This window comes from Pseudomonas sp. W4I3 (assembly GCF_030816195.1).
In the GTDB taxonomy this organism is placed as follows: Bacteria; Pseudomonadota; Gammaproteobacteria; order Pseudomonadales; family Pseudomonadaceae; genus Aquipseudomonas.
In genome coordinates this window covers 286,181-308,657 of record NZ_JAUSXS010000001.1, presented here as the reverse complement: position 1 = coordinate 308,657, position 22,477 = coordinate 286,181, and the positions used below count along the sequence as shown (strand labels likewise).

At 61.8% G+C, this 22,477-nt stretch carries 19 protein-coding genes; 14 read left to right on the top strand and 5 right to left on the bottom strand.

The window, feature by feature from the left end:
• Positions 1 to 66 precede the first annotated feature (66 nt).
• The 4 genes from QF045_RS01425 (at position 67) to QF045_RS01410 (ending at position 4,275) form a co-directional block, all read left to right on the top strand.
• Entirely contained in the window at positions 67 to 1,461 is a 1,395-nt protein-coding gene (locus QF045_RS01425) for an FAD-binding oxidoreductase (protein ID WP_306490774.1), read from the top strand.
• 24 nt (positions 1,462 to 1,485) lie between these two features.
• Positions 1,486 to 2,151: a fumarylacetoacetate hydrolase family protein gene (locus QF045_RS01420; RefSeq protein WP_306490773.1), complete on the top strand. Its 666-nt coding sequence runs from the start codon at positions 1,486 to 1,488 to the stop codon at positions 2,149 to 2,151.
• A gap of 167 nt (positions 2,152 to 2,318) precedes the next feature.
• Entirely contained in the window at positions 2,319 to 3,245 is a 927-nt protein-coding gene (locus QF045_RS01415) for an SdiA-regulated domain-containing protein (protein ID WP_306490772.1), read from the top strand.
• Between the two features lie 121 nt (positions 3,246 to 3,366).
• Positions 3,367 to 4,275 carry an SdiA-regulated domain-containing protein gene (locus tag QF045_RS01410; RefSeq protein ID WP_306490771.1) on the top strand — a complete coding sequence of 303 codons (909 nt, stop codon included), beginning with the start codon at positions 3,367 to 3,369 and terminating at the stop codon, positions 4,273 to 4,275.
• On the opposite strand, the gene QF045_RS01405 is transcribed toward QF045_RS01410, so the two are convergent.
• Together QF045_RS01405 and rpiA are read right to left on the bottom strand one after the other, a co-directional pair.
• Positions 4,276 to 6,222 (bottom strand): autotransporter domain-containing protein, encoded by a 1,947-nt coding sequence (locus QF045_RS01405; RefSeq protein ID WP_306490770.1) that lies wholly within the window; start codon positions 6,220 to 6,222, stop codon positions 4,276 to 4,278.
• 262 nt (positions 6,223 to 6,484) lie between these two features.
• Positions 6,485 to 7,156: a ribose-5-phosphate isomerase RpiA gene (gene rpiA / locus QF045_RS01400; RefSeq protein ID WP_306490769.1), complete on the bottom strand. Its 672-nt coding sequence runs from the start codon at positions 7,154 to 7,156 to the stop codon at positions 6,485 to 6,487.
• A gap of 137 nt (positions 7,157 to 7,293) precedes the next feature.
• Between rpiA and ilvA the strand changes: the two genes are divergently transcribed.
• Both ilvA and QF045_RS01390 read left to right on the top strand, forming a co-directional pair.
• Positions 7,294 to 8,808, top strand: coding sequence for a threonine ammonia-lyase, biosynthetic (gene ilvA, locus QF045_RS01395; protein ID WP_306490768.1), 1,515 nt, complete (start codon positions 7,294 to 7,296; stop codon positions 8,806 to 8,808).
• A gap of 40 nt (positions 8,809 to 8,848) precedes the next feature.
• Positions 8,849 to 9,262, top strand: a complete 414-nt coding sequence (locus QF045_RS01390; RefSeq protein ID WP_306490767.1) for a DUF2269 family protein — start codon at positions 8,849 to 8,851, stop codon at positions 9,260 to 9,262.
• A gap of 95 nt (positions 9,263 to 9,357) precedes the next feature.
• Here QF045_RS01390 and QF045_RS01385 read toward each other — a convergent pair whose 3' ends face one another.
• On the bottom strand, positions 9,358 to 10,014 hold the full coding sequence (locus tag QF045_RS01385; protein ID WP_306490766.1) for an HAD family phosphatase: 657 nt from the start codon (positions 10,012 to 10,014) through the stop codon (positions 9,358 to 9,360).
• A 143-nt stretch (positions 10,015 to 10,157) separates the two neighbouring features.
• Here QF045_RS01385 and QF045_RS01380 point away from each other — a divergent pair, with 143 nt between their 5' ends.
• The gene (locus QF045_RS01380) at positions 10,158 to 10,637 is read left to right on the top strand and encodes an RNA pyrophosphohydrolase (protein WP_003176750.1); all 480 of its coding nucleotides are present in this window, start codon (positions 10,158 to 10,160) and stop codon (positions 10,635 to 10,637) included.
• Positions 10,638 to 10,659: 22 nt separating this feature from the next.
• Entirely contained in the window at positions 10,660 to 12,939 is a 2,280-nt protein-coding gene (gene ptsP / locus QF045_RS01375; protein WP_124388640.1) for a phosphoenolpyruvate--protein phosphotransferase, read from the top strand.
• 127 nt (positions 12,940 to 13,066) lie between these two features.
• Here ptsP and QF045_RS01370 read toward each other — a convergent pair whose 3' ends face one another.
• Positions 13,067 to 13,813 (bottom strand): NRDE family protein, encoded by a 747-nt coding sequence (locus QF045_RS01370; protein WP_306490765.1) that lies wholly within the window; start codon positions 13,811 to 13,813, stop codon positions 13,067 to 13,069.
• A 214-nt stretch (positions 13,814 to 14,027) separates the two neighbouring features.
• Between QF045_RS01370 and lgt the strand changes: the two genes are divergently transcribed.
• Together lgt and QF045_RS01360 are read left to right on the top strand one after the other, a co-directional pair.
• On the top strand, positions 14,028 to 14,840 hold the full coding sequence (lgt, locus tag QF045_RS01365; RefSeq protein WP_306490764.1) for a prolipoprotein diacylglyceryl transferase: 813 nt from the start codon (positions 14,028 to 14,030) through the stop codon (positions 14,838 to 14,840).
• 51 nt (positions 14,841 to 14,891) lie between these two features.
• Positions 14,892 to 15,725 carry a thymidylate synthase gene (locus tag QF045_RS01360; protein ID WP_124364845.1) on the top strand — a complete coding sequence of 278 codons (834 nt, stop codon included), beginning with the start codon at positions 14,892 to 14,894 and terminating at the stop codon, positions 15,723 to 15,725.
• Between the two features lie 112 nt (positions 15,726 to 15,837).
• Here the strand turns inward: QF045_RS01360 and cadR are convergent, their stop codons facing one another.
• Positions 15,838 to 16,278, bottom strand: coding sequence for a Cd(II)/Pb(II)-responsive transcriptional regulator (cadR, locus tag QF045_RS01355; RefSeq protein ID WP_306490763.1), 441 nt, complete (start codon positions 16,276 to 16,278; stop codon positions 15,838 to 15,840).
• 85 nt (positions 16,279 to 16,363) lie between these two features.
• Between cadR and QF045_RS01350 the strand changes: the two genes are divergently transcribed.
• The 4 genes from QF045_RS01350 (at position 16,364) to QF045_RS01335 (ending at position 22,474) form a co-directional block, all read left to right on the top strand.
• A complete protein-coding gene (locus tag QF045_RS01350; RefSeq protein WP_306490762.1) occupies positions 16,364 to 18,604 on the top strand; it encodes a heavy metal translocating P-type ATPase in 2,241 nt (746 codons plus the stop codon).
• 16 nt (positions 18,605 to 18,620) lie between these two features.
• Positions 18,621 to 19,484 carry a LysR family transcriptional regulator gene (locus QF045_RS01345; protein ID WP_306490761.1) on the top strand — a complete coding sequence of 288 codons (864 nt, stop codon included), beginning with the start codon at positions 18,621 to 18,623 and terminating at the stop codon, positions 19,482 to 19,484.
• Between the two features lie 211 nt (positions 19,485 to 19,695).
• Complete coding sequence (locus QF045_RS01340; protein ID WP_306490760.1) at positions 19,696 to 20,760, top strand: putative 2-aminoethylphosphonate ABC transporter ATP-binding protein; 1,065 nt, start codon at positions 19,696 to 19,698, stop codon at positions 20,758 to 20,760.
• A 1-nt stretch (position 20,761) separates the two neighbouring features.
• Positions 20,762 to 22,474 (top strand): putative 2-aminoethylphosphonate ABC transporter permease subunit, encoded by a 1,713-nt coding sequence (locus QF045_RS01335; protein ID WP_306490759.1) that lies wholly within the window; start codon positions 20,762 to 20,764, stop codon positions 22,472 to 22,474.
• Positions 22,475 to 22,477: the final 3 nt, after the last annotated feature.

Genomic DNA, 22,477 nt, shown 5'->3' with positions numbered 1-22,477 from the left:
TAAACACCTATTCCTGCGACGTGAAGCGTTCTCAGGATGACCATGAATTGTTCGAGAGTTCTGTCGATGACCCATCCTGCCCTGATTGATGAGCTGAAGACCCTGGTTGAGCCCGGCAAAGTGCTGACCGACGCCGACTCCCTGGAGACTTACGGCAAGGATTGGACCAAGCACTTCGCTCCGGCGCCCACCGCCATTGTCTTCCCCAAGACCACCGAGCAGGTGCAGGCCATCGTCCGTTGGGCCAATACACACAAGGTGGCGTTGGTGCCATCCGGTGGTCGCACAGGCCTGTCAGCGGCGGCGGTGGCGGCAAATGGCGAAGTGGTGGTGTCGTTCGACTATATGAACCAGATCCTCGACGTGAACCTCACCGACCGCACCGCGGTGTGCCAGCCGGGCGTGGTCACCAAGCAATTGCAGAACGTCGCCGAAGAAAACGGGTTGTACTACCCGGTGGACTTCGCATCGTCCGGTTCCAGCCAGATTGGCGGCAACATCGGCACCAATGCCGGCGGGATCAAGGTGATTCGCTACGGCATGACCCGTAACTGGGTGGCCGGGATGAAGGTTGTTACCGGCAAGGGCGATGTGCTGGAACTGAACCGCGACCTGATCAAGAACGCCACCGGCTACGACATGCGTCAGCTGTTCATCGGCGCCGAAGGCACCCTGGGCTTCGTGGTGGAAGCCACCATGCGCCTGGACCGCGCGCCGAAAAACCTGACCGCCATGGTGCTCGGTACCACCGACTTCGATTCGATCATGCCGGTGCTGCACGCCTTCCAGAGCAAGCTGGACCTGACCGCGTTCGAGTTCTTTTCCGACAAGGCCCTGGCCAAAGTTCTCGGTCGTGGCGATGTGCCGGCGCCGTTCGAAACCGACTGTCCGTTCTACGCACTGCTGGAATTCGAAGCCACCACCGAGGAAGTCGCCAATCACGCCCTGGAAACCTTTGAGCACTGCGTCGAGCAAGGCTGGGTGCTGGACGGCGTGATGAGCCAGAGCGAGACCCAGCTGCACAACCTGTGGAAGCTGCGCGAGTACATCTCCGAGACGATTTCCCACTGGACCCCGTACAAGAACGATATTTCGGTAACAGTTTCCAAAGTGCCGGCATTCCTGAGCGAGATTGACGCGATCGTCGGCGAGCACTACCCGGATTTCGAAATCGTCTGGTTCGGCCACATTGGCGACGGTAACCTGCACCTGAACATCCTCAAGCCGGAGACCCTGAGCAAGGACGAGTTCTTCGCCAAGTGCGCCACCGTGAACAAGTGGGTGTTCGAGACCGTGGCCAAATACAACGGCTCGATCTCCGCCGAACACGGCGTGGGCATGACCAAGCGCGATTACCTGACCTACAGCCGCTCGCCGGTTGAAATCGAATACATGAAGGCCGTGAAAGCGGTGTTCGACCCTAACGGGATCATGAACCCAGGCAAGATCTTCGCTGTTTAAGGACGCTTTTTAAGGAGTCGTTCCATGAGCTACCAGCACAAGTATGTCGACGGCACCAACATCCACTTTCCAGTGGGTAAAGTGGTGTGTATCGGGCGTAACTACGCCGAACACGCCAAGGAACTGGACAACCCGGTGCCGACCGAGCCGTTGCTGTTCATCAAGCCGGGCAGTTGCGTGGTGCCGCTGGAAGGCGGTTTCAGCATTCCTGTCGAGCGCGGTTCGGTGCATTACGAAGCGGAAATCGCCGTGTTGATCGGCAAGCCGTTGTCGAACAAGCCAAGTCGTGAAGAAGTGTTGGACGCCATCTCCGGCTTCGCGCCGGCCCTGGACCTGACTCTGCGCGACAAACAGGCCGAGTTGAAAGCCAAGGGCCTGCCGTGGGAGATCGCCAAGTCGTTCGACGGCGCTGCGGTGATCGCACCTTTCGTGGTCGGCAGCACCTTTGCGGACGTGACTGATATCGGCATTCGCCTGACCATCAACGGCGAAGTCCGTCAGGACGGCAACAGCGCGCAGATGCTCAACCCGATCGTGCCGATGATCCAGCACATGGCCGGTTGCTTCTCGCTGCAGGCGGGTGACGTGATCCTGACCGGCACGCCGGCTGGCGTAGGGCCGCTGAATGTCGGTGATGAGCTGGTGCTGGAGTTGTCGGGCGTGAATCGCTTCGAGAGCGTTGTTCGCTAAGTGACATTAAAAATGTGGGAGGGGGCAAGCCCCCTCCCACATGAGTTCTGTGTACATTCTTGGTTTTGCATTTTTTTCACACGCCATCCGCATAATTCCAGCTTCTTGCACGCAGGCCTTTGGGTCCTGTGCTATTCCCTACAGCTGACTTCCGGAAAAAGCCCTCAATGGCCGTGCCTCTGCCCACTTCCAAACCTACGCTTCGCTCACGTTTGACCATGCGCTGGTATTCCTGGGTGTTTCTGGCCGGTGCCATCCTGTATGGCATCGCCTGGGCCATGCACTGGGATGATCGCGGTGTGTTGTGGGTGCTGGAGCGTTTCGAAAGCCCGGCCGAACGCCGGGAGAGTGTGTGGCTGCCGGACTATCACGCGGTCATCGATGCCAAGCTGCTGCCGGGTATGGAAAAGGATGAGGCCTCGGACCTGTCCTACAACCCCCATACCAAAACCCTGTTTTCCGTGATGGGCAAGAACCCGTTCCTGGTGGAACTGAGTCTGCAAGGCGACGTGCTGCGCAAGATGCCGCTCAATGGCTGGAACAATCCGGAAGGCGTGACGGTGATGGAAAATGGCCTGTTGGCCGTGGTCGACGAGCGCGAACACAGCCTGACCATCGTCAAGGTTGACGCCAGCACCACCGCGTTGAACAAGGCCGATTTCCCCAGCTATGACCTGGGCCCGTCCAAAGACCAGAACAAGGCCTTTGAAGCGATCACCTGGGACAAGCGCAACCAGCAACTGGTGCTGGGCGAAGAGCGCCCGCCGGCCCTGTTTACCTGGAAGAGCGACGGTAGCCAGGCGCTGACCGGCGACAAACAGAAACGGGCCAGCACCGAACTGGACGTGCGCAACCTTTCCGCCTTGGCCATCGACCCACGTACCGGGCATTTGCTGGTGCTGTCGGCTGACTCCCATCTGCTGTTGGAACTGGATGAAACGGGTGAGCAAGTCAGCTTCATGACCCTGCTGGGCGGTTTCAACGGCCTCAAGGGCACCATCCCGCGTGCCGAAGGCGTGACCATGGACGAGAGCGGTACGCTGTACATCGTCAGTGAGCCGAACCTGTTCTATCGGTTTGAAAAGCAGAAATAACGCAGGTTTTACTTCAGACTTTTCCCAAAAGGGCGGCATCCACCAGACAGCACGTTGCGTTTAAGTTTAAATTCAGGCGACCTTGATATCTATTCGCCAGTTTTTCTCTGAGCCCGCCACGATGCGTCGACTTGCCCGTCCCAAACCTGCTTTTTTAATCCTGCTTTGCATGGCGTTGGTTGCTGGCGCGATCGTTGCGCAGCAGTTCCGTCTGTTCGAACGCGCCTGGTTCAACTGGCAGGTGTGGCACCAGCCAGCGGATGAGCGCGGCATAGGCCTGGCGGATTACCGCGTCGTCCTGGAAGGCCAGGTGATCGAAGGGCTCGACGACGATGTGTCGGCCCTGACTTTCGATCCGGTGCGCAAAAGCCTGTTTACCGTCACCAACAAGAACGCCGAGCTGGTCGAGCTGTCCCTGCAGGGCAAGATTCTGCGGCGCATTCCGCTGGTGGGTTTTGGCGATGCCGAGGCGGTTGAGTTCATCAGCGATAACATTTACGTCATCAGCGACGAGCGCCAGCAGCGGCTGATCAAAGTGCACGTGGACGACGACACCCAGTTTCTCGACGCCGCCGATGCGGAGCAAATGACCCTGGGCGTGCATATCGGCAGCAACAAGGGCTTCGAAGGCCTGGCTTATGACTCGGTGGGCAAGCGCCTGTTTGTCGCCAAGGAACGCGACCCGATGGTGATTTATGAGGTTCACGGCTTTCCCCATTTCAAAGCGGAAAAAACCTACTCGGTGCACGTGATCAACAACCCCAAGCGCGATGCCGGCTTGTTCGTGCGCGACCTGTCTAGCCTGCAATACGACGAACGCAGCGGCCATTTGCTGGCACTGTCGGATGAGTCGTTTCTGGTGCTGGAACTGGATATCGACGGTCGCCCATTGAGCAGTCTGTCGCTGCTCAACGGGCGCCATGGCCTGAAAAAACGTGTGCCTCAGGCCGAAGGGATCGCCATGGATGACGAGGGCACTTTGTACCTCGTCAGCGAGCCGAACCTGTTCTACGTGTTCAAGAAACCCTGATCAGAACATCCACTGCACGCCCAGCGAGTAGCCGGTCTGGCTGCCCTCGGCATGGCCGAGCCGACCATTGACCTCCGCGTACACCCCCAGTTGCGGGGTAATCGCCAGTTGGCTGCCGAGCTGCGCGCGACCGAAACTTTTGTCGACTGAGCCCAGTTTGGCGGTGCGGGCCTGGCCATCGGCGCGGGCGGTCAACTGCAGGTCGTCCAGACGCCCATCGGCCAGTTCCTTGACCCACGCGATATTGCCGTAAGGCATCAGGCTCAGGCCGTAAGGCAGGGCGAGCGCACCGCGCACGCGCCAGCCCAGGCTGGCTTCCAGGGAATCGAACGACTGTTCTTCGTAGTCCAGCGCGGTGCGCAGGTTCTGCTTTTCGTTGAACTGATCGATGCGGTAGTGGCTGTAATCGAGCCCGGCAAAGGGTCCGCTCTGGAGGGCGCCGAAATCGAAGTCATAGCCGCCCAGCACCCGTGCGCCCAAGGACAACGCGTCTGTCTTGCCGGTCAGTTGCTGGTCGAGCAGCACCGGCCCGCCGTTGGCCTGGATCAGCAGGTTGCGTTTGGAATCAAAGCGCGTATGGCCGACGCTCAGGTCGCCGGCCAGCCAGCTCGGACCACCATCATTGAGCAGGGCGTAGACGGCGGCCTGCCAGGTGTCGCTGTCGAGCTTGCCGCGGTGCTCCAACGCATCGCGGCCGTTGCGGTAGCTCAGGCTGGCGCCGATGTTGAGGGCTGAACTGAGCTGATAGTCGCCCAGCGCATGCAGGCCCAGTTGCCGAGCCTCTGGGCTGGGCGCGCGGTCGAAGCCGCTGTCCGGGTTGTATTCGCCATCCACGCCGATCTCGCCATCGAAGCTGCCCACTTCGCGGCTGGCCGACTGCAAGGTCAGCCAGCGGCGGTCGTGCAGGCGCACGGCGGCCTGGTGCTGGCGCTGCAGGTTGTCCTGCATGTTGCGCGCGACGGCGCCGCCCGAGGCGGTCGAAGCCATCAAATCGGCGTTGGTCAGCTCCAGCACCAGGCGGCTGAGCAGGCGCGAATAGTCGCGCAGGCGCTGGTCGATGCGCGCCTGGCCGAACGCATCGGTGAGCACGGCTTTGTTGTCTTCGTTCGGGTCGTGCCAGGTCGAGCCGCCGGGAATTTTCGGGTTGTTGGTCTGGGTGTAGCCATCCAGGTCGCCCAGCTCCCAATTGGTGGCCTCGATGTACAGGATCGGGATGTTCAGCGGTTCGAACGGTTCGCCATCGCTGCAGCAACCGGTGCCCTTGGGGTACTGCGGGTCCAGGCCGGGGTTGGTGAACAGCGGGATATTCAGTTCCCGGGCAATCTGGAAGGTGTGCTCGCGCAGCGCCGCCAGGCTGGGGTTGGTCGCGCTGTTCTGGCCGGCGTGGGCATACATCATGTCGCCGGTGATCAGGCTGTCGAGGTTGATCATCGCAAGCATATTGGCGCGCTGGCTCGCGCTCAGGGAGTCGACGAAGGCCTTGGAACCGCGCAAGCCTTCTTCCTCCGCACCGAAGCCCACCACCTGCAGGCCATTTTCCAGTTGCAACCCGCCCAGGTTCTTCGCCACCTCGGTGAGCACGCTGGCGCCGGAACCGTTGTCGTCCAGGCCTTGCAGGGCAGGGCGGCCGAAGTAGGTGTCGAAGTGTGCGCCGATCACCACGTATTGCGGTTTAGTCCCGGCGGCGTAGGCCACCACGTTTTGCGAGGCGCGACTGCCGTTGTTCCAGGTGAAGTTTTGGCGACTGATGCTGTAGGCCGTGCCCATCTGGCTCTGCATCCAGTCGGCTGCCCCGGCGAAATTGGCGGTGCCGCGATAACGGCCGGGGTAGTCGTTGATCAGTTTTTCCAGGGTGGTATTGGCGTGCTGGCCGTAGTCGTAGGCCTGAAGGTGCGTAGACAGCAGAGTGCCGGCGACGCTGATCGCGAAGGCTAGGGGCTTTATCACAGGGTCTTCCTTGAGGTGATGGTCGGTTCAGCCCATACGCTTTGCACAATGCGCGCCTCATTCCGTGGGCGGCTGCGAATTGGCGCATTGTTAAACGCGTGGGTCGCCTGGTTGTAATTTGTAACGGATTGGATACCAGACGGGACCTGGTGTGCCGTGACAGAGCGCACGGTTTTGGCGAGGAGTGCTGCGAAAGGTAGCGTTTTTGCTTTTTGAATGTGGGAGGGGGCTTGCCCTCTCCCACATTTGAACTGCGGTGTTATTAAGCTTTGAGGGTTTTCACGCCTTCCGAGGTGCCCAACAGCAACACATCCGCTGGACGCGCGGCGAACAGCCCATTGGTGACCACGCCGACGATGGCGTTGATCCGGGTTTCCAGTTCCACCGGGTTGGTGATCTGCATGTTGTACACATCGAGGATGATGTTGCCGTTATCGGTCAACACGCCTTCGCGGTACACCGGGTCGCCGCCCAGTTTCACCAGCTCGCGGGCCACGTGGCTGCGGGCCATCGGGATCACTTCCACCGGCAGTGGGAATGCACCGAGCACCGGCACCAGCTTGCTGGCGTCGGCAATGCAGATGAAGGTCTTGGCCACGGCCGCGACGATCTTCTCGCGGGTCAGGGCTGCGCCGCCGCCCTTGATCAGGTTCAGGTGCTCGTCGCTTTCGTCCGCGCCGTCGATGTAGAACTCCAGGTCGCTCACGGTGTTGAGCTCGTACACCGGAATGCCATGGCCTTTAAGGCGGGCGGCGGTCGCTTCGGAGCTGGCTACCGCGCCATCGAACGCGCCCTTGTGCAGGGCCAGTGCATCGATGAAGCAGTTGGCGGTGGAGCCGGTGCCGACGCCGACGATGCTCTTGTCGTCGAGTTTGGGAAGGATTAAATCGACAGCGGCCTGGGCCACTGCCTGTTTGAGTTGATCCTGGGTCATGCGGGCTCCGGAACGGGCGGGGAGTTATCGAGGGCGGCGAGTATACCCCAACAAACCTTGGGATTCGTGTGGTCTCCCGGCCAAAAGCCGGGTTAGACTCCTTGGTCCTGCCCAGCCCCTGAAGTAGATGCCTGCCGATGCTTGAACACTACGTCAAAAAGATCCTCACCTCGCGCGTTTACGACATCGCCGTAGAGACACCCCTGCAGACTGCCCGCCAGCTTTCCGAGCGGCTGGGCAACCAGATTTGGCTCAAGCGCGAAGACTTGCAGCCAGTGTTCTCGTTCAAGATTCGCGGCGCCTACAACAAGCTGACCCAGCTCAGCGCCGAGGAGCGCGCGCGTGGCGTGGTCACCGCCTCGGCGGGCAACCATGCCCAGGGCCTGGCCCTGGCGGCCAAGGTGCTGGGGGTCAAGGCAACGATCGTGATGCCCAAGACCACCCCGGAGATCAAGGTCGAAGGTGTGCGCTCGCGTGGCGGCAAAGTGGTGCTGCACGGTGATTCTTTCCCGGAAGCCCTGGCCTACTCGCTGAAGCTGGTCGATGAAAAAGGCTACGTCTACATTCACCCCTACGATGATCCGCACACCATTGCCGGGCAGGGCACCGTGGCGATGGAGATTCTGCGCCAGCACCCTGGGCCCCTGGACGCGATCTTCGTACCGGTGGGCGGCGGCGGGCTGATCGCCGGTATTGCAGCGTACGTGAAATACCTGCGCCCGGAGACCAAGATCATCGGCGTCGAGCCGGACGACTCCAACTGCCTGCAGGCTGCGATGGCGGCGGGTGAGCGCGTGGTGTTGCCGACCGTCGGCATCTTCGCCGATGGCGTGGCAGTGGCGCAGATCGGCCATTACACCTTCGAGATCTGCAAGGACTACGTGGATGAAGTAATCACCGTCAGCACCGATGAAATCTGTGCGGCGATCAAGGATATCTACGACGACACGCGCTCGATCACCGAGCCGGCAGGCGCATTGGGCGTGGCCGGGATCAAGAAGTACGTCGAGACCCGTGGCGTCAGTGGCCAGACCTTCGTCGCCATCGACTCCGGCGCCAACGTCAACTTTGACCGCCTGCGCCACGTGGCCGAACGTGCCGAGCTGGGCGAGGGCCGCGAAGCCATCATCGCCGTGACCATTCCCGAGAAGCCGGGCAGCTTCAAGGCATTCTGCGAGGCGGTGGGCAAGCGCCAGATCACCGAGTTCAACTACCGCTATCACACCGGCAGCGAAGCGCACATTTTCGTCGGCGTGCAGACCCACCCGGAAAACGACCCGCGCAGTGCGTTGATCGCCAGCCTCACCGAGCAGGGTTTCCCGGTGCTGGACCTGACCGAAAACGAACTGGCCAAGTTGCACATCCGCCATATGGTGGGTGGGCATGCGGCCAAGGTCAGCGACGAGCTGGTGTTTCGGTTTGAGTTCCCGGAACGGCCGGGGGCACTGTTCAACTTCCTCAACAAGCTGGGCGGGCGCTGGAATATCTCGATGTTCCACTACCGCAACCACGGTGCAGCCGACGGCCGTGTGGTCGCTGGCCTGCAAGTGCCGGCGGACGAGCGCCACCTGGTCCCGGCTGCGCTGGCCGAGATCGGCTACCCGTATTGGGATGAAAGCGAAAACCCGGCCTACCAGTTGTTCCTCGGTTGAGCGACTACGCTGACTGAGCGGCCTTCAAGGAATCGAGACAATGGAAACGCTGACCACCCTCAAAGTCATCCACGTCATCGCCACGGTGTTGCTGCTGCTCAGCGGCCTCGGCCTGGCGGTACTGGCCTGGCGCAAGCGCAGCACCGGCCCTGCGGTAACCGTGCAACGCCCGTGGGCGTTCGTTTGGCTGCTGATGGGGGTTTGCCTGGTGAGCATGCCGTTTACCGGTTGGTGGATGGTGCACCTGGTGGGCTGGCCGCTGGGGCAGACCTGGATTCTGGGTTCCAGTATTCTCTACACCGTCGCGGCGTTGGCCTGGTTCTGGCTGGTGGCGCGGCTCAATCGGCTGCGCAAGGGCGAGGGCGGTAGCGTGAATTTCACCCTGGTGCTGGCGGTGGTCAGTTTGGTGGGGTTTGTGGCGATTGCCGGGCTCATGGGGGCCAAGCCGGTTTAAGGCTTGAGACCGAGTTGCCTGCATCGGGAGCAAGCCCCCTCCCACACTTGGAATGCATTTCAAATGTGGGAGGGGGCTTGCCCCCGATAGCTTTATCACCCGCGCAGCGTAATCACCGGCCAGCCACGCTTCTCGGCTTCAGCCCGCAGATTCGGGTCCGGATCCACCGCCACCGGGTGAGTCACCTGCTCCAGCAGCGGCAAGTCATTCATCGAGTCGCTATAAAAGTAGCTGTCTTCCAGGCTGTGCCCAGTCTCTTCCAGCCAACGCGTCAACCGCGTCACCTTGCCCTCACGGAAGCACGGCACATCGGTGCTGCGCCCAGTGTAGCGGCCATTTTCCATCTCGCATTCGGTGGCGATCAGGGTTTCGACGCCCAGGCGTGCGGCAATCGGCGCGGTGACGAAACGGTTGGTGGCGGTGATGATCACCAGCTTGTCACCGGCGGCGCGGTGCTTGGCCAGCAATTGGGCCGCCAGGGGCAGCATTAACGGGTCGATGCAGTCGCGCATGAAGTCGTTGTGCCACTCCTCCAGTTGAGCCATCTCGGTACGGCCGAGGATTTCCAGGCTGAAGTTCAGGTACGCGGCGTTGTCCAGCTTGCCGGCCAGGTAGTCCTGGTAGAACTCGTCGTTGCGCGCCTTGTAGGCGATCGGGTCGAGAATCCCGCGCTCACACAGGTAATCGCCCCAGGCGTGATCGCTGTCACCGCCAAGAAGGGTGTTGTCCAAGTCGAATAAAGCCAGGCGCATTGCAGTTACTCGCTGAAAAGTCTGTAAAAAGGCGTCCAGAATACGGTCTTTTCACAAGAGTGCACATAAGGTAAGAAGCCTCGTTGCCGCTGGATGAAGCTTTGTGGAACAATGCGGCGACATGCGTTTGCGAGGTTGTTGCCGTGATCGACCCCGATGGTTTCCGTCCTAATGTCGGGATTATTCTTACGAATGATGCCGGACAGGTGCTATGGGCTCGCCGAATCAACCAAGATGCCTGGCAGTTTCCTCAAGGTGGGATCAACCCCGACGAAACCCCTGAAGACGCCTTGTACCGTGAGTTGAACGAAGAAGTCGGCCTTGAGCGCGAAGATGTGCAAATTCTGGCCTGTACCCGTGGCTGGTTGCGCTATCGTTTGCCGCAACGCCTGGTGCGAACCCACAGCCAACCGCTGTGTATCGGCCAGAAGCAGAAATGGTTTCTCCTGCGCCTGATCTCCAACGAGCAGCGGGTGCGGATGGATTTGACCGGTAAACCGGAGTTCGATGGCTGGCGCTGGGTCAGTTATTGGTATCCGTTGGGCCAGGTGGTGACATTCAAGCGCGAGGTTTATCGTCGCGCTCTCAAAGAGCTTGCCCCGCGCCTTTTAGCGCGCGACTGACGACGGAGTTCGACCCCGAGCCATGCTCAATACGCTGCGCAAGATCGTCCAGGAAGTTAACTCCGCCAAGGATCTCAAGGCGGCGTTGGGGATTATTGTGTTGCGCGTCAAGGAAGCCATGGGCAGCCAGGTCTGCTCGGTTTACCTGCTGGACCCCGAGACCAACCGTTTTGTGCTGATGGCGACCGAGGGCTTGAACAAGCGCTCCATCGGCAAGGTCAGCATGGCGCCCAATGAAGGTCTGGTGGGCCTGGTGGGGACGCGTGAAGAACCCCTGAACCTTGAAAACGCGGCCGATCACCCGCGTTATCGCTACTTCGCCGAAACCGGCGAAGAGCGTTACGCCTCGTTTCTCGGCGCACCGATCATTCACCACCGCCGCGTCGTCGGCGTACTGGTCATCCAGCAGAAAGAGCGCCGCCAGTTCGACGAAGGGGAAGAAGCCTTCCTGGTGACCATGAGCGCACAGCTCGCCGGGGTTATCGCCCACGCCGAAGCCACGGGTTCGATTCGCGGCCTGGGTCGCCAGGGCAAGGGCATCCAGGAAGCCAAGTTCGTCGGCGTGCCGGGTTCGCCGGGTGCCGCCGTCGGTACCGCCGTGGTCATGCTGCCACCGGCCGACCTCGACGTGGTGCCGGACAAGAGCGTCGATGACATCGACGCTGAAATCAAACTGTTCAAGACTGCCCTGGAAGGCGTGCGCGCCGACATGCGCAACCTGTCGACCAAGCTGGCCACCCAGTTGCGCCCCGAAGAGCGTGCGCTGTTCGACGTCTACCAGATGATGCTGGACGACGCGTCCCTCGGTAACGAAGTCAAAACCGTGATCAAGACCGGCCAGTGGGCCCAAGGCGCGCTGCGCCAGGTGGTCACCGATCACGTCAACCGTTTCGAGATGATGGACGACGCCTACCTGCGCGAGCGTGCCTCGGATGTGCGTGACCTCGGTCGCCGTCTGCTGGCCTACCTGCAGGAAGACCGCAGCACCAACCTGGTCTACCCCGACAACACCATCTTGATCAGCGAAGAACTGACCGCCACCATGCTCGGCGAAGTGCCTGAGGGCAAGTTGGTGGGCCTGGTCTCGGTATTGGGCTCGGGTAACTCCCACGTGGCGATCCTGGCTCGGGCCATGGGCATTCCAACGGTGATGGGCCTGGTGGACCTGCCGTATTCCAAGGTGGACGGCATCGACATGATCGTCGATGGCCATCGCGGCGAAGTCTTTACCAACCCCAGCGAATTACTGCGCAAGCAGTACGCCGAAGTGGTTGAGGAAGAGAAGCAACTGGCGCTGGGCCTCGACTCGTTGCGCGAACTGCCATGCGTAACCCTCGATGGTCACCGCGTGCCGTTGCTGGTGAATACCGGCCTGCTGGCCGATGTGGCCCGTGCGCAACAGCGCGGCGCCGAAGGGGTGGGGCTGTACCGCACCGAAGTGCCGTTCATGATCAACCAGCGTTTCCCGAGTGAGAAGGAGCAGCTGGCGATTTATCGTGAGCAACTGCAGGCCTTCCACCCGTTGCCGGTGACCATGCGCAGCCTGGATATTGGCGGCGACAAGTCACTGTCGTATTTCCCAATCAAGGAAGACAACCCCTTCCTCGGCTGGCGCGGCATTCGCGTCACCCTCGACCATCCTGAAATTTTCCTGGTGCAGACCCGCGCCATGCTCAAGGCCAGCGAAGGCCTGAACAACCTGCGCATCCTGCTGCCGATGATCTCCGGCACCCATGAGCTGGAAGAAGCCTTGCACCTGATCCACCGTGCCTGGGGCGAAGTGCGCGACGAAGGCGCCGACGTGCCGATGCCGCCGATTGGCGTGATGATCGAAATCCCGGCGGCGGTGTACCAGGCCAAGGAACTGGCGCGCCAGGTGGACTTCCTGTCGGTAGGCTCCAACGACCTGACCCAGTACCTGCTGGCCGTGGACCGTAACAACCCACGGGTGGCCGACCTTTACGACTACCTGCACCCGGCGGTGCTGCAAGCGCTGCAGCACGTGGTGCGCGACGCCCATGCCGAAGGCAAGCCGGTGAGCATCTGCGGTGAAATGGCCGGCGACCCGGCGGCGGCGGTGCTGTTGATGGCAATGGGCTTTGACAGCCTGTCGATGAACGCCACCAACCTGCCTAAAGTGAAGTGGATGCTGCGCCAGGTTGAATTGAGCATGGCCAAGGATCTGCTGGCCGAGCTGATGACCATCGACAACCCGCAAGTTATCCACAGCTCGCTGCAATTGGCGCTGAAGAACCTGGGGCTGACGCGGATGATCAACCCGGCTTCCGCCAAAACCCTTTAGACCTGTCAACCAACAGCCAACTGTGGGAGGGGGCTTGCTCCCGATAGCGGTGTATCAGTACCCGATATTCTGACTGACACACCGTAATCGGGGGCAAGCCCCCTCCCACATTTGATTTTTGGTGAGGTTAGAGATTGAGTTCGATCTCGCCCAGCCTGCCGCCCTGAGGGCCGAAACTGCGCTCCACCATCCGCCGCGTACCGTCGGCATTGACGATCAACGCCATGCTCGCCCGTGTTCCGTAACTGGGGCTGGCGATAAACACACTCGACAGCAAGCTCTCCGTCGCCAAGCCGACGCCAGTGTCTGGCAGTTCAGCGAACGGTGCGGTCTGCGGATCGCTCAAAATCCCCAGCAAGGCCTCTGGCTGCGGATCGTGCAGCATCTCGCTCAGCGCCGTCCTGGCCTTGACCAACTTGGGCCACGGCGTATCCAGCCCGGCATTGGACAAGCCATAGACCCCCGGCTTCAATCGCGTCGGCTCGGTCTCATTGGCGTTGTAATGCCAGAGCTCGTCCGGCGTGCCCACTAACAGGTTAAACCCGGCATATTCAATCGAGCGTCCGTTAACGTCCGCCAAGTACTCGTCAATCGGCAGCGAACCACTGAGAAAACGCGCCACCAGCTCGCCACGGGACTTGCGTGACGGTGGCTGGTGCGGGGCGCGGATGTTGGTCAGCGCGGCAAAGCGCCCATCGGCGTTAACCCCAAGCCAGGTGCCGCCCGCTTCCTGATCGCGGCCCGCGTAGACCTGCGGTGCATCCGGCCACTGAGCCAGCGGCAGGCTGGGCCGGGCGTAGAACTCATCGCGGTTGGCCGCGACGATCAGCGGTTGGGCATGGCCCGGCCGCCAGGCGAAAACAATCAGGCACATCGGGTGATCCCTTGTGTGTTTTCCTCACTCTACCCATAGAACCGCAGGCGTTCCATCGCAACGAAGTTGGGCCGCGCACCTTCCATCCGTTAACATGCCGGGCTGTTTGGTGTAGGTGAACTTCTTAATTTGATCTCGCAGCTGTAACGCAGGCTTAATCGCGCATCGGCATGGTCCGGTGCGTCATGACTAAATGTTTTAACGAGGAGTCGCAATGCTGCCTTACCCGCAGATCGACCCGGTGGCCCTGGCCATCGGTCCGCTGAAAATCCATTGGTACGGGTTGATGTACCTGATCGGCATCGGCGGTGCCTGGCTGCTGGCGTCCCGGCGCCTTAACCGTTTCGACCCGACCTGGACCAAGGAGAAGCTCTCCGACATGGTGTTCTGGATGTCGATGGGGGTGATCGTCGGCGGGCGCCTGGGGTATGTGCTGTTTTACGATCTGCCGGCGTATATCGCCAACCCGACGCTGATCTTCGAAGTGTGGAAGGGCGGCATGGCATTCCATGGCGGCTTTGTCGGCGTGATGATCGCCGCCTGGTGGTTCGGCCGGCGCAACGGCAAGTCGTTCTTCCAGTTGATGGACTTCGTCGCCCCGTTCGTGCCCATCGGCCTGGGTGCCGGGCGCATCGGTAACTTCATCAACGCCGAATTGTGGGGCAAGCCCACCGACGTGCCATGGGCCATGGTGTTCCCGCCGTTCAGCGACCCGGCGCAGCTGCCGCGCCATCCGTCGCAGCTGTACCAGTTCGCCCTGGAAGGTGTGGCATTGTTCCTCATCCTTTATCTGTTCTCGCGCAAACCACGGCCGACCATGGCGGTGTCCGGGATGTTCGCGCTGTTCTACGGCATCTTCCGCTTCATCGTCGAGTTTGTGCGGGTGCCGGATGCGCAGTTGGGCTACCTGGCGTGGGGCTGGCTGACCATGGGGCAGGTCCTCAGCATCCCGATGATCCTGGCGGGCCTGGGCCTGTTGTGGTGGGCATACAACCGTCCGCAACCGCTGAAGAACGCCACGCTTTAAATTCGAATGCCAAGACCAGGAGGTCTTGGCTTCAACGATACGGGTAATCACATGAAGCAATACCTCGAACTCCTGCACGACGTCGTGACCAATGGCCTGACCAAGGGCGATCGTACCGGCACCGGCACCAAGGCCGTGTTCGCCCGCCAGTATCGGCACAACCTGGCCGACGGCTTCCCGCTGCTGACCACCAAGAAGCTGCATTTCAAAAGCATCGCCAACGAGCTGATCTGGATGTTGAGCGGCAACACCAACATCAAGTGGCTCAACGAAAACGGCGTGCGCATCTGGGATGAATGGGCCACCGAAGACGGCGACCTGGGCCCGGTGTACGGCGAACAGTGGACCGCGTGGCCGACCAAGGACGGCGGCAAGATCAACCAGATCGACTACATGGTCGAGACGTTGAAGACCAACCCCAACAGCCGCCGCATCCTGTTCCACGGCTGGAACGTCGAATACCTGCCGGACGAAACCAAGAGCCCCCAGGAAAACGCGCGCAACGGCAAGCAGGCCTTGCCACCGTGCCACCTGCTGTACCAGGCTTTTGTGCACGACGGCCATCTGTCGATGCAGCTATACATCCGCAGCTCCGATGTATTCCTCGGCCTGCCCTACAACACCGCCGCCCTGGCGTTGCTCACCCATATGCTGGCGCAGCAGTGCGACCTGATCCCTCACGAGATCATCGTCACCACCGGCGACACCCACGCCTACAGCAACCACATGGAACAGATCCAGACCCAGCTGGCGCGCACGCCGAAGAAGCTGCCGGAGCTGGTGATCAAGCGCAAGCCGGCGTCGATCTACGACTACAAGTTCGAAGACTTCGAAATCGTCGGCTACGACGCTGACCCAAGCATCAAGGCCGACGTCGCGATCTGACAGGCTGCCCTGAGCCAAGAAATATGGGAGGGGGCTTGCTCCCGATTACGGTGTGTCAGTCATGGAAATGCTGGCTGATCCACCGCTATCGGGAGCAAGCCCCCTCCCACATTCAATGCCCGTGGCTTCTGCCTACGTGTGAGGGCTCCGCCTCGCTGGCCTGCACACTCCCGCTGACTTCCAGCCGCTGCAAGATCCCGCACTGCTCCCCACCGCCACAGCGCTGGCGCAAGTCCAGCAATTGCGCCTGCAACCCCAGCAGCCCATCGATGCGCGCTTTCACATGGTGGATATGCTCGTCGATCAACGCATTCACGCTTTCGCATTGGTCCTGGGGGCTGTCACGCAGGCTGAGCAGGCTGCGGATTTCTTCCAGGGTCATGTCCAGGCTGCGGCAGTTGCGGATAAAGATCAGCCGCTCGGTGTGTGCCTGGGTGTACACCCGGTAGTTACCATCGGTGCGCGCCGGGGGTGGCAGCAGGCCTTCCTTCTCGTAATAGCGGATGGTTTCCACGGGGCAATCAGTCAGTTTGGCCAGTTCGCCGATCTTCATCGCAGCAATCTCCAAATGGGTGCTTGACCCTATAGTGGCTACAGGGTCTTTACTTGGCAACAGGCACTTCTTCGGACGCGACACCATGAGCGATTCCCTCCACACCCCGCATAAGCACGACCACGATCACGGCGAGCAAAAGCTCAAACCGGTGCATGACCACGGCGGGGCCTGCTGCTCCGGCACCCCGGCGCCGGCAACGGTAAAGCTGAGCGAGACCGCCACCGCCGGTTCGCGCCTGAGCACCTTTCGCATCGAAGCGATGGACTGCCCCACCGAACAGACGCTGATCCAGAACAAGCTGGGTAAGCTCGCCGGTGTGCAGCAGCTGGAATTCAACCTGATCAACCGCATCCTCGGCGTTACCCACGACTTGCCGAGCACGGCGCCGATCATCGACGCGATCAAATCCATCGGCATGCAGGCCGACCCCATCGAAGAAGGCGCCCCTGCCGCCGCGCCGCCTGCCAAGAAGCATTGGTGGCCGCTGGCCGTATCGGGCGTCGGTGCGTTGGGCGCCGAAGTCCTGCATTTCACTGGCGTGGCACCGACCTGGGTGATCGCCCTGGTGGCGCTGGTGTCGATCCTCAGCGGTGGCCTCACCACCTACAAAAAGGGCTGGATTGCCCTGAAAAACCTGAACCTGAACATCAACGCGCTGATGAGCATCGCGGTGACCGGCGCCGTGCTGATCGGCCAATGGCCGGAAGCGGCGATGGTAATGTTTCTGTTTACCGTGGCTGAGCTGATCGAGGCCAAGTCCCTGGACCGGGCGCGCAATGCCATCAGCGGCCTGATGCAAATGACCCCGGAACAGGCCACGGTGCGGCAGGCCGATGGCTCCTGGTTGGAGCAGGAAGTCAAAAGCATTGATCTCGCGGCCATCGTGCGGGTAAAACCCGGCGAGCGCATCGGCCTGGACGGCGAAGTCACCGCCGGGCAATCCACCATCGACCAGGCGCCGATCACCGGTGAAAGCCTGCCGATCGAAAAGACCGTGGGCGATAAGGTCTTCGCCGGTACGATCAACCAGGCCGGTTCCCTGGAATACAAGGTGACGGCTGCGGCCGACAATTCCACCCTGGCGCGGATCATTCACGCGGTAGAACAGGCCCAGGGCGCCCGGGCACCGACCCAGCGTTTTGTCGACAGCTTCTCCAAGGTCTATACGCCCGCTGTGTTTGTGTTTGCCCTGGGCGTGGCGCTCATACCGCCGTTGTTCATGGCGGGGGTCTGGTTCGACTGGATCTACCGCGCCCTGGTGTTGCTGGTGGTGGCCTGCCCGTGCGCCCTGGTGATTTCCACCCCGGTGACCATTGTCAGCGGCCTCGCGGCGGCGGCGCGCAAAGGCATTCTGATCAAGGGCGGCGTGTACCTGGAGGGCGGTTACAAGCTGGACTACCTCGCCCTGGACAAGACCGGCACCATCACCCACGGCAAGCCGGTGCAAACCGACTACTTGCCACTGTTCGCCACCGTGCAGGACAGCGCGCCGGCCTTGGCGGCGAGTTTGGCGGGCCGCTCCGACCACCCGGTTTCCCTGGCAATCGCCAACGCGGCGGCGGATAAAAACCTGCCGTCCCACGTTGTGGATAACTTCGCGGCGTTGGCCGGCCGTGGTGTGCGCGGTGAAATAAACGGCGAAACCTACCACCTGGGCAACCACCGTCTGGTGGAAGACCTAGGGCTCTGCTCGCCTGCGCTGGAAGAAAAACTCTTCGCCCTGGAAAAACAGGGCAAGTCGGTGGTGTTGCTGCTGGACAAGTCGGGTCCGCTGGCACTGTTCGCGGTGGCCGACACCGTCAAGGACAGCAGCCGCGAAGCCATCCAGCAACTGCACGACCTGGGCGTCAAGACCCTGATGCTTACCGGTGACAACACCCACACCGCCCAGGCGATTGCCGCTCAGGTCGGTATCGACCAGGCCCAGGGCGACTTGCTGCCCACCGATAAACTGCAAGCCATCGAAACGCTCTACGGCCAAGGCCGCCGCGTCGGCATGGTCGGCGACGGCATCAATGACGCCCCGGCCCTGGCCCGCGCCGAAATCGGCTTCGCCATGGCCGCGGCAGGCACCGACACCGCCATCGAAACCGCCGACGTGGCGCTGATGGACGATGACCTGCGCAAGATTCCGGCATTCATTCGGCTCTCCAGGCAAACGTCGAGTATCCTCAAGCAGAACATCGCCCTGGCGCTGGTGATCAAGGCCATCTTCCTGGCGGTCACCTTCTTGGGCATGGCGACGATGTGGATGGCGGTATTCGCCGACATGGGCGTCAGCCTGCTGGTGGTGTTCAATGGCCTGCGCCTGTTGCGCAAATAGACGATGAGAGGGTGGCGTGCTGAGTGCTGAGCTGAAGGCGTTTTTCATGGTTGCTCGCCTGGGCAGCATTACCCAGGCGGCGAAGAAACTCGGCCTGAGCCAGCCTACGGTCACCACCCAGATCCGCAACCTGGAAAGCCAATACGGCGTTGAACTGTTCTACCGTGGCGGCCGCCGCCTGACTGTCAGCGATGAAGGCGCGCGGCTGTTGCCGATGGTCAAGGCGCTGTTGCAGCAGGAAGCGGATATCGAGTTTTTCCTGCGCAACAACGGGCAGGTCCAAGGCGCCTTGCGGATTGCCGCCACCGCGCCTTACTACATTCTGGATCTGGTCAAAGCCTTTCGCGAACGCCTGCCGCAAGTGGAGGTGTCGGTGGAAATCGGCAATTCCCAGCAGGTGCTCGAAGCGCTGGATGACTACCGCGTCGACGTCGCCGCCTCGTCGCAATTGCTGGAAGACGCCCGTCTGGTCCGCCGCGTGCTGGGTACTGATCCTCTGGTGCTGGCGGTGCATCGCAACCATCCGCTGGCCAAGCTCGACCATGTGCCCTTGACGGCGCTGGCCGGGCACACGCTGTTGATGCGTGAAGCGGGTTCCACCACCCGCCGGCTGACGGAAGAGATGCTGCAGGGCGCGGGCGTCAGTTATGGGCCGCTGCTGGAGATTGGCAGTCGTGAGTCGATCCGCGAGGCGGTGCTGCGCAATATCGGCATCAGCATCATTGCGCGCCAGGAGGTGCCCCATGATCCGCAATTGCGAGTGCTGACCCTCGAGAACGCGCCGCAGATTCCGGAGTACCTGTACTGCCTCAAGGAGCGAAAAGCCGCACGCCTGCCGGCGGCTTTCCTTGGCCTGGCCCAGGAAATGTCGCCCTTGTAGGAGCGAGCTTGCTCGCGAAAAACTCCAACGATAACGCAGCGCTATCAGGCAGCCCGCGTTGTTCTCAAGTTCTTCGCGAGCAAGGGCTAGCCGCCCGCCTCGCTCCTACAAAAAATACCAATACTACTATCACCCCCTTTTGCCTTCCTGCCACATCAGCGACGCATTCCCTCCCTACCATGGCCTTCATCCGTTCGATGAGGTGCCTAGCATGAACACAGCCCTGACCCAGCCCGGCGCGCCGATGAAGGTGCGCGGTATCCAGAAACGTTTCGGCGCCTTTACCGCGTTGGACAACGTGTCCCTGGACGTCGCCGCCGGCGAACTGGTGTGCCTGCTGGGCCCGTCCGGCTGCGGCAAGACCACCTTGCTGCGTTGCATCGCCGGCCTTGAGCGCCAGGACAGCGGCGAGCTTTACCTGGGTGAGCGCGATGTTTCCGCGCTGCCACCCCAGGCGCGGGACTACGGCATTTTGTTCCAGTCCTACGCGCTGTTTCCCAACCTGACCGTTGAAGCGAACATCGGCTACGGCCTCACCGGCTGCGGTCGTGATGAAGTGCGCACGCGCGTCGGGCAAATGCTCGAACTGGTCGGCCTGCTCGGCAGCGAAAAGAAATACCCCGGCCAACTCTCCGGTGGCCAGCAACAACGTGTCGCCCTGGCGCGGGCCCTGGCCCCGGCGCCGTCGTTATTGCTGCTCGATGAACCCATGTCGGCCCTCGACGCGCGGGTTCGCGAGCATCTATGTACCGAGCTGCGCCAACTCCAACGCCGCCTGGGCATCACCACGCTGATGGTCACCCACAACCAGGACGAAGCGATGTTGATGGCCGACCGCATCGCGGTGATGAACAACGGCAAGGTGGAGCAGTACGCCACGCCGCAGGAAATCTATGATCGCCCGGCTACACCGTTCGTGGCCGAGTTCGTCGGCCAGGGCAACTGGCTGCCGTTCAGTCGCAACAGCGCCAGCCATGCCCAGGTCGGCGGCATGAATCTGCGCCTGGCCGACGACGCCGGCCAGGCCACCTCCGGTCGCCTGTTCTGCCGCCCGGAAGCGATCAGCGTGAACCCACCCGTGCATGAGGAAAACCTGTTCCCGGCCAAAGTCCGCGAGATCACCTTTCTGGGCAACCGCTGCCGCATGAGTTTCGAGCTGGAACAGCTGCCGGGCCACCCGCTGCTGGCCGAGCTGGCACCGGAAGCCATGCCGCGCCTGGGTGCCCGGGACATTCTGGTGGCCTTGCCGCCGCGCAGCTTGCAGGTGTTTGCCTGAGATGGCCGTGGACAGCGCATTGACGCTACCGCGCACTCCCTCCCGAGCTGAAATGGGCGACCGCCTGTTCGTGGTCGGCGGTAAAGTACTCTGGCTGGGCCTGTTGGTCGTGGCGGTGTTGCTGCCGCTGCTGGCGATTTTCTGGCGCGGCTTCAGCAGCGAAGCCGGGCAGGGCGGCGGCCTGGTAGCCGCACGGGAACTGCTGACCAGTGCCAACTTCCACTGGTTGCTGGGCAACAGCCTGAAAGTTTCCCTGAGCGTTGCGGCCATCGTCGTACCGCTGGCCTATCTGTTTGCCTACGCGCTGCAGCGCACTTTGATTCCCGGCAAGGTGATCTGGCGCGGCGTGTCGCTGCTGCCGTTGATGGCGCCCTCGATGTTGCCGGGCATCGCGCTAGTGTACCTGTTCGGCAACCAGGGGCTGTTGCGCGGCCTGCTCTCGGACAATATCTACGGCTTCTGGGGCATTGTGCTGGGCGAAGTGATTTACACCTTCCCGCATGCCTTGATGATTCTGCTGTCTGCCTTGTCGCTGGCGGATGCGCGCTTGTTCGACGCCGCCTCCAGCATGGGCGCCAGCCCCGCCCGGGCGTTTCGCAGCATCACCTGGCCGGCCACGCGCCAGGCGGTGTTCGCGGCGTTCTGCCTGGTGTTCACCCTGACCATCACCGACTTTGGCGTGCCCGTGGTGGTCGGTGGGGACTATCAGGTGCTGGCGCTGGAGGCCTACAAGGCGGTGGTCGGCCAGCAACAGTTCGGCCGTGGCGCGTTGATCGGCATGGTGCTGCTGTTGCCGGCGCTGTTCAGCTTTGGCGTGGATGCGTGGTTGCGGCGCCGTCAGGGTGACGCCATGAGCGGCCGCGCCCAGGTGTTTCAACCGCTGGCGTCGCGATCAAGGGATGGCTGCTACCTGGCGATCGTGCTGCTGATCTGCGCGGCACTGCTGCTGGTGTTCGGCATGGCGGTGTACTCCTCACTGGTCAAATTCTGGCCCTACAACCTGTCGCTGTCGTTGAACCACTACCAGTTCGAAGACACCGCCGGCGGGGGCTGGCTGGCCTACCGCAACAGCCTGACCCTGGCGTTGTGCACGGCGCTGATTGGCAGTGTGCTGATCTTCACCGGCGCCTACCTGATGGAGAAAACTAGGGGTCAACAGGGCCTGAACCTGGCCCTGCGCCTGCTCAGTTTTGTGCCGATGGCCGTACCGGGCCTGGTGTTGGGCCTGGGCTACGTGTTCTTTTTCAACCTCAGCGGCAACCCGCTGCACGTGTTCTACGGCAGCATGGCGCTATTGGTGGTGTGCACCATTGCGCATTATTTGACCACCGCGCAGATGACCGCCACCACCGCGCTGCGCCAATTGGACGTCGAGTTCGAAGCCGCCGCACTGTCCCTCAAGGCGCCGCTCTACCGCCATTACCTGAAAGTGACGGTGCCGATCTGCCTGCCCGCGCTGCTGGATATTCTGCGGTACTTGTTCGTGTCGGCCATGACCACCGTCTCCGCCGCGATCTTCCTCTACAGTCCCGACACCATCCTCGCCGCCGTCGCCGTGTTGAACATGGACGACGCCGGCAATGTGGGCGGCGCGGCGGCCATGTCGACCCTGATTCTGTTCACCTCAGGCAGCGTCTCGCTGTTGCTGGCGTGGGCCTCACGTGGCGCCTTGCGCCGCTCTCAAGCCTGGCGCCAGACCGCGCCCGGGCAATGACTC